8 protein-coding genes are annotated in these 6,742 nt (G+C 68.3%); 6 read left to right on the top strand and 2 right to left on the bottom strand.

The features are described from left to right. From HMPREF2883_RS08870 to HMPREF2883_RS08855, 4 genes are all read left to right on the top strand, one after another. Positions 1-385 (top strand): type II toxin-antitoxin system RelE/ParE family toxin (locus HMPREF2883_RS08870; protein WP_256277402.1); only part of this gene is annotated, 385 nt, incomplete at its 5' end. A 96-nt stretch (positions 386-481) separates the two neighbouring features. Beyond that, positions 482-1,261, top strand: coding sequence for a carboxymuconolactone decarboxylase family protein (locus HMPREF2883_RS08865; protein WP_070661237.1), 780 nt, complete (start codon positions 482-484; stop codon positions 1,259-1,261). A gap of 88 nt (positions 1,262-1,349) precedes the next feature. Then, complete coding sequence (locus tag HMPREF2883_RS08860; RefSeq protein WP_070661234.1) at positions 1,350-2,132, top strand: alpha/beta hydrolase family protein; 783 nt, start codon at positions 1,350-1,352, stop codon at positions 2,130-2,132. A gap of 97 nt (positions 2,133-2,229) precedes the next feature. After that, positions 2,230-3,039, top strand: coding sequence for a class I SAM-dependent methyltransferase (locus tag HMPREF2883_RS08855; RefSeq protein ID WP_070661232.1), 810 nt, complete (start codon positions 2,230-2,232; stop codon positions 3,037-3,039). Between the two features lie 89 nt (positions 3,040-3,128). Here HMPREF2883_RS08855 and HMPREF2883_RS08850 read toward each other — a convergent pair whose 3' ends face one another. Continuing rightward, positions 3,129-3,389, bottom strand: a complete 261-nt coding sequence (locus tag HMPREF2883_RS08850) for a type II toxin-antitoxin system death-on-curing family toxin (RefSeq protein WP_256277401.1) — start codon at positions 3,387-3,389, stop codon at positions 3,129-3,131. A 10-nt stretch (positions 3,390-3,399) separates the two neighbouring features. Beyond that, on the bottom strand, positions 3,400-3,603 hold the full coding sequence (locus HMPREF2883_RS08845; protein ID WP_070661229.1) for a CopG family transcriptional regulator: 204 nt from the start codon (positions 3,601-3,603) through the stop codon (positions 3,400-3,402). Positions 3,604-3,715: 112 nt separating this feature from the next. Here HMPREF2883_RS08845 and HMPREF2883_RS08840 point away from each other — a divergent pair, with 112 nt between their 5' ends. Together HMPREF2883_RS08840 and HMPREF2883_RS08835 are read left to right on the top strand one after the other, a co-directional pair. Next, positions 3,716-5,173 carry an McrB family protein gene (locus HMPREF2883_RS08840; RefSeq protein WP_070661225.1) on the top strand — a complete coding sequence of 486 codons (1,458 nt, stop codon included), beginning with the start codon at positions 3,716-3,718 and terminating at the stop codon, positions 5,171-5,173. Beyond that, the gene (locus HMPREF2883_RS08835; protein WP_081384594.1) at positions 5,170-6,285 is read left to right on the top strand and encodes a 5-methylcytosine restriction system specificity protein McrC; all 1,116 of its coding nucleotides are present in this window, start codon (positions 5,170-5,172) and stop codon (positions 6,283-6,285) included. The genes HMPREF2883_RS08840 and HMPREF2883_RS08835 overlap by 4 nt, the downstream gene beginning before the upstream one ends. The last annotated feature ends 457 nt before the right edge of the window (positions 6,286-6,742 follow it).

Below are 6,742 nucleotides of genomic sequence, written 5' to 3'. Positions count from 1 at the left end.
GAGGAGCAAGGGTGGGTTAGTGCTGCAGACGTGCGTGCGCACTTCGTCGCACGGCGGGATTCCGCCCATGAGTGCTGAGATCGTCTACTCCACTGATGCTCTCATTGATCTTGATGAGGCCTGGGATTTCACGGTTGAGACCTCCGGCGACCCGGACTTAGCGTTTCAGCAGGTGGATGCTCTGCTTGAGGCGGTCGAAGGGACTCGTAGCTACCCGTTGGCCGGGAGTAGGTTGGATGTTGTTGTTGGCACGCCAACTGATAGTCGCTATGTTGTGGCTGGTCGTCTGCTGGCTGTTTACAGCATTGAAGAGCACTTCATTCGGGTGGATCGGATCTTCGATACTCGGCAGGACTGGGTTTCTGTGCTCGTCCGGCGTGGCTGAGATCCCGTGTTTTGGGAGGACTGCTGGGGCCTGTCGCTGGGGCATTGAACGTGACATGCTCAGCAGGAGCCACCCGCACATCGTAAGGAGCCCTCCATGGCGCTGACACCTCAAGCACGTGAGACCTTCACCAGGCTGTTCGGGGTGGAGCCCCAACCTCACCCCACGGACCCCGAGCTGTTCGACATCCTCCAGAACGGGATCTTCGACGAGGCCTTCTCCACGGGCGTCCTCACGGACGTCGAGCGCGAGCTGCTCACCATCACCGCCCTGACCGCCATGCAGACCCTCCCGCAGCTGCAGGCCCACGTGGGCGCGGCCCTCAACATCGGAGCCAGCCCGCTCCAGCTGCGCGAGACCATCTACCAGTGCGCCCCCTACATCGGTTTCCCCAAGACCCTCAACGCGATCGACATCGCCAACGGGGTCTTCGAGGCCAACGGCATCTCCCTGCCCCTGGAGAATGCCGGCACCGTGGATGCCACTGACCCCAGTGCCCGCGAGCAGGCCGGCGCCGCCATCCAGGCCCCGCTGTACGGCAACGAGGTCAAGGAGGTCTTCTCCGCCCTGCCTAAGCCCTTCGACGAGTTCGTGCCCCACCTGCTGACCTCCTCCGCCTTCGGTGACTTCGCCACCCGTGGCGGCCTCGACGTCGCCCAGCGCGAGCTCATCAGCCTGGTGTCCATCGCCGCCATCGGCGCCACCACCCAGTTGCGCCCGCACGTTGCCGGGGCGATCCGGGCTGGTTCCTCCCGCCAGAAGGTGGCCGCCGCCCTGGTCCACGTCATGCCCTACATCGGAGGCCCCTACGCCCTGTCCGGCCTGGTCCTCGTGGCCCGCTACGACGAGAACGCCTCCACAGAGGCCTACCGCTGACGCTGCGCGTCCTCACCCGTCCGGCGACCCGTCTACGATGGCCGCCGGGCCGGTTCTCGTTGCCGGCCCCGCACAGCAAGGAGAACACGTGACGACGACGCAGCCCTACCTCTCACGGCAGGTCACCCTCACCGTCCAGGGGCAGAGGCTCGGGGGACTGGCCTACGTCCCGCGCACGGCGTCGTCGGCCCCCGCGCCCCTGGTCATCTGCTGTCACGGCATGGAGGGCTCCCACACCCGCGTCGCCCCCATGGCCCGGCGCTTCGCCGCGGCCGGGGCCGTGGCCATCTGCTTCGACTTCCGCGGGGGCGGCGGCAGTGCCAGCCAGGGCGAGACCACCGCGATGTCGGCCCTCACCGAGCTGGCCGACCTCGAAGCCGTCCTCACTGCCGCCTGCGCCTGGCCGGAGGTCGATGCCTCCCGGGTCGCCCTGTTCGGGCTGAGCCTGGGCGGGGCGGTCGCAGCGCTCGCGGCCGCCCGCCACCCGCAGTGGATCACCGCCCTGGCCCTGTGGTACCCGGCCCTGCGGCTGGGGGAGAACCTGCGCGCCGCCTTCCGCACGCCGGCGGCCGTTCCCGAGGAGTTCGACTGGGCGGGCACCCGCCTGGGGCACGCCTACGCCGTCGACGGCTGGAACCTGGAGGTCGGGGCCGAGCTGGCCACCTACCGCCGGCCGGTGCTCATCGTCCACGGGGACCAGGACCGCGCCGTGCCCATCGAGGTCTCCCGAACTGCCGTGAGCGCCCTGCCCGATGCCGAGCTCGTCACCATCCCCGGCGCCGCTCACGGCTTCGGCGACGCCAACTGGGAGGAGGCCATGCGCCGCACCATCGGCTTCCTGGCCTGGAACGGGGTCCTCGAGGAGGGCTGAGAGGACTGAGCCGCGCGGCGGGCAGCGGCAGCGGGCGGCGCAGCCCGTTTTCTGACAGCGGTGGTTCCCGGGCCGCAGGCGTCGCAGAATTGACCGCGTGAGCGCACACGAGACAGCAGACCTGACCAGTGTCAGCAAGACGATGCTGCTGACTCTCCATGCCAGGGCGGAGCACACGCTCTGCGAGCGGCCGCGCTTCACCGACCCCGCCGCCGTCGAGCTCGTCTCCCGGCTCGACTACGACTTCACGATGGCCAGGCAGGACCGGCTCATGGCCGACGGCGTCGTGCTGCGCACCCTCACGCTCGACCCGCTTGTGGCCGGGTACCTGGCCACCCACCCCGGCTGCACGGTGGTCAACATCGCCTGCGGGCTCGACACCCGTTTCCAGCGCCTCGACGACGGGCGCGTCACCTGGTACGACCTCGACCTGCCCGATGTCATCGCGCTGCGACGTCGGCTGCTCGAGGACGGTGGGCGTCACCGCACCATTGCCGCCTCCGCCCTCGACCCCGACTGGCCCGACCAGCTGGAGGACGTGAGCCGCGACGTGCTTGTCATCATCGAGGGGCTGAGCATGTACCTCGAGCAGGAGGAGGTGCGCATGCTCCTGGACATCATCGCGGCGCGCCTGCCCGGTGCGACCGTTCTCATCGAGGTCATGCCCCGCCTGTTCCAGAAGTACGGCCGGGAGCGCTCAGTGGAGGACGCGGGTGCGCGCTACACCTACGGCTGCTCCAGCGCGGCCGAGTTCCGCCGCACGGTGGCCCCCGGCTACACGCTGCTCCACGACGTCCCCTTCACCCGCACCATCGCGCGCTACCACCCCCTGCTCTCGTCCCTGACGCGGCTGCCGCTGGTGGGCAGACTCTCCGAGCGCATCGTGGTGCTGCGAGCGTGCCATTGAGACAGGGCCTCGGTGATCTCCTTGAGTGAGAGCTTCCCAGCGGCGACGTCCATCACCAGCCGGTAGGCGTCGTCGTCGGGAGCCTCGACTCAGTGGCCGTTGATGTCCAGGAAGACCAGCGTGGCCAGCCACCCCAGGGGCTTGTTGCCATCCACTAGTGGATGATTGTGGACCAGGGAATCAAGCAGAGCCACGGCCTTCTCATCGATGGTGGCGTAAGCGTCGCGTCCCCAGAGCGTGGTCGCAGGTCGGTGCAGCGCCGAGTCGAGCAGGCCGAGATCGCGGACCGGTCCCACAGTGAGGTCCTCAATGAGTGACAGTGCGTCCTCGAGCGTCAGGTACTCGACCATCTCTGCCCGCTCAGCGGCCGAGGCGTTCCAGGACCTCGGCGTACCGGTTGCGGATGCGAGCGGAGGCGTTCGCGACTCTCTGCTCATGTCCGCGGCGCGCGGCCGCCTCGTGGATCGCCCGGATCGTCGCCTCCTGGCAGCTGACCTCGTCCTCCTGCGCAAGGAGCGCGAGCAGCCGCTCATCCTCTTTGCTCAAGCGCAATGTCATCGCCATGCCTCCACAGTAGTAGGTGGTACCAGACTGGTATCAGACGGGGTGAGCCGGCACTACTATTCTCCCTGGACGTGCCCGCAGCGCCGCGGGCACGGGCGACGAGGGAGGAAGCATGAGCGAGCCGATGACGACGTCGGATGAGGATGCTCAGGCGGCCGAGGAGCAGGAGCGCGGCTACTGGCTCTACGTCCCGGGTGAGGGCGCCGGGAAGTGGGAGGAGTTTCGAACGGCCGGGATCATGGCACTCAACTGGGACCGGATCGGCGACCCCACGAGCTACCCGAATGAGGAGGCCGTCATCGAGGCGCTGGAGGCCGGTTACGGGGACTGGGGAGGCAGGCCGACAGGCGCGGCGGGAATGATCCGGGACTTCACCCACATGATGCGTCCCGGCGACGTCGTCTACGCCCGGCGCGGTCCGACCGAGATCATCGGGCGCGGCGTCGTCCGCTCGCAGTTCCGTTACGACGACGCCCGGCCCTCCTACCGCTGCGTGCGCGACGTCGAGTGGACGCATGTCGGTTCCTGGCCGCTTCAGCGAGGTGTCCGCCGAGTGACACTGCAGCGCCTCACGCAGGAGACCAGTTACAACCCGGCCCAGCTCGAGTCACTGTTCGAGGACCGGAACGACCCTGACCCGTCCACGGTCTCCGCCCCCGCCGCGAGTCCCCGGAACGCTGATGAGCCCGACGTCGCCGACGTCTACACGCGGGAGAACTTCCTGGCGGAGGTGTTCGTCGATCCCGAGGACCTGGAACAGATGCTCGGGCTGCTGCGCCGCAAGAAGAACCTCATCCTCCAGGGCGCTCCGGGCACGGGGAAGACCTTCGCGGCCAAGCGCCTGGCCTACGCCCTCATGGGTCAGACGGATGACTCGCGGGTGGAGGTGGTGCAGTTCCACCAGTCGACCGCCTACGAGGACGTCGTCGTCGGGCTGCGGCCCACGGCCGAGGGCGGGTTCGCGGCCGCCGAGGGCGTCTTCGCCAGGTTCTGCCGGCGTGCCGCCGCCGACCCGGGACGGGACTACGTGTTCATCATCGACGAGATCAACCGGGCCAACATCTCCAAGGCCTTCGGCGAGCTGCTCATGCTTATCGAGGCCGAGCACCGCGGGGAGGCGCTGCGCCTGCCCGTGTCCGGGGAGCTGCTGTCCGTCCCGAAACGGCTCCACATCATCGGCATGATGAACACCGCCGACCGGGGCCTGGCCCTCATCGACTACGCGCTACGGCGCCGTTTCGCCTTCTTCGAGATGAGGCCGGCCCTCGACCACCCCGGGTTCCTCAGGCACGTCGAGGCCGTAGGCAGCTCGAGGCTGGAGGCGCTGGTCGACGTCGTACGCCGCCTCAACCAGCGGATCGCCGAGGATGAGGCCCTGGGCCCCGGGTTCCAGATCGGTCACTCCTACATGTGCCTGCCTGCGGCGGGCCCCGAGAACCCTGTGGGCACGGATGCGGACGTGACTTCGGTGGTGCGCTACGAGCTGGAGCCGCTGGTGCGCGAGTACTGGTTCGACAATCCCGCAGCGATGGACGAGAGCATTCACGAGCTGGAGAGCGTCCTGGTATGACGGAGACCCTGGCCGGCCGGGCGCGGGACGGGGCTCCCGGCCGACCGCACCAGCGTGGTCCCAGCACCGTCCTGCTCAAGAACGTCTACTACATGCTCGCCTACGCCTTCAAGGCCCTGGAGACCGGCGAGCACCGGCGCCTGGCGGCCGAGGACTTCGAGCACGTCCACGACATGCTCGCCGCGATCCTGGCCGGTGGGCTGGACAACCAGCGCCGACGCGGTTTCGAGCGGGACTATCAGCCCTTCAACGAGGACCTGACGGTTGTGCGAGGACGCATCGACCCGGCCGCCACGATGCGACTCAGGGCGCGCCGCAGGAGCCTGGTGCGCTGCGACTACGACGAGCGCACCGAGAACACCCTCATGAACCGGCTCCTCAAGACCGCCGCCCTGCGCCTGATCCTGCACGGCGACGTCGCCTCGGCCCGCCGGAAGCGTCTGAAGTCCACACTGCTCGTCATGGGCGACGTCAAGGTGATGAGCCCCGGGGACCTGCGCCAGCTGCACTGGGACAGCCTGCGCTTCCACCGCAGTAACCGTTCCTACCGGCTGCTCATGGGCGTGTGCCGACTCATCCTGGACGAGCGGCTGCTCAGCGGCGCAGACGGCGCAGTCAGCCTCGCCGACTTCCTCGACCCCCAGGAGCTGAGCGCCCTGTACGAGCGATTCGTCCTGGCCTACTTCCGCCGCCACCACCCCCACCTGCGCGCCGGCGCTCCCTGGGTGAGCGGCGGCATCGAGGACGCCCCGGTCTTCCTCCCGGGACTGCACACCGACATCGTCCTGACCGGGCCGGAGCGGACCCTCATCATCGACACCAAGTGCTACGGGCGCATCCTCGGCTCCTGCTACGACAAGTCGATCCTGTCCCCGGCCAACCGCAACCAGATCTACAGCTACGTCATGCACGAGGCCAGCGACCCCCGGCAGGCCGGGCGCGAGGTCGCCGGCATGCTGCTCTACGCCCAGACCGCCGTCGACCCGCCGATCCGCGAGACCTGGACCGAGACCGGGCACCGCTTCCACGTGCGCACCCTCGACCTGGACCGGGACTTCACCGAGATCGCCGCGCAGCTCGACGACGTCGCTGCCCTGCTCTCGCCACCCTGATCTACGACGCCTCCCATGGCATCTTCTCCCGGAACACTCATGTCCTTGCCAGGGAGGAAGGAGCCGGGAGAAGGTGAGGGCCGTGTCCAAGCCGAGAGGACGACGCGCAGAAGTCCGCAAGGGCAAGGTAACGGCCCGGAAGGTGAGCGAAGTCTTGACCGCTGTCGCTCGCCTGATCCGGGCCGTCGGTGTCCTTGTGGATGCCCTCAGTAAGTGGATCGGCTAGGCCGTTCCCTTGCGAGGGGAGTCAACCGGTAGCAGCCGGCTGGCTCCCCACCATTATGGGGCCGTCGATCCGCACTGTCCACATCGTCCTTCCTTCTTCCGTCTGCGGGGACATTCTGTGCGCGGGGGTGCTGTGCTGTCTCCTCACTTCTGGGACATGTGAGTGTCATGACTTCTGAGGCACTCGTTCGGGCGGGAGTCCGGGGCAGGCTGGTGGTCCTGGAGGCGAGGG

This window comes from Actinomyces sp. HMSC075C01, assembly GCF_001812965.1.
Lineage (GTDB): Bacteria > Actinomycetota > Actinomycetes > Actinomycetales > Actinomycetaceae > Actinomyces > Actinomyces acetigenes.
The sequence above is the reverse complement of the archived record's forward strand: the minus strand, read 5'-3'. Positions and strand labels throughout refer to the sequence as shown.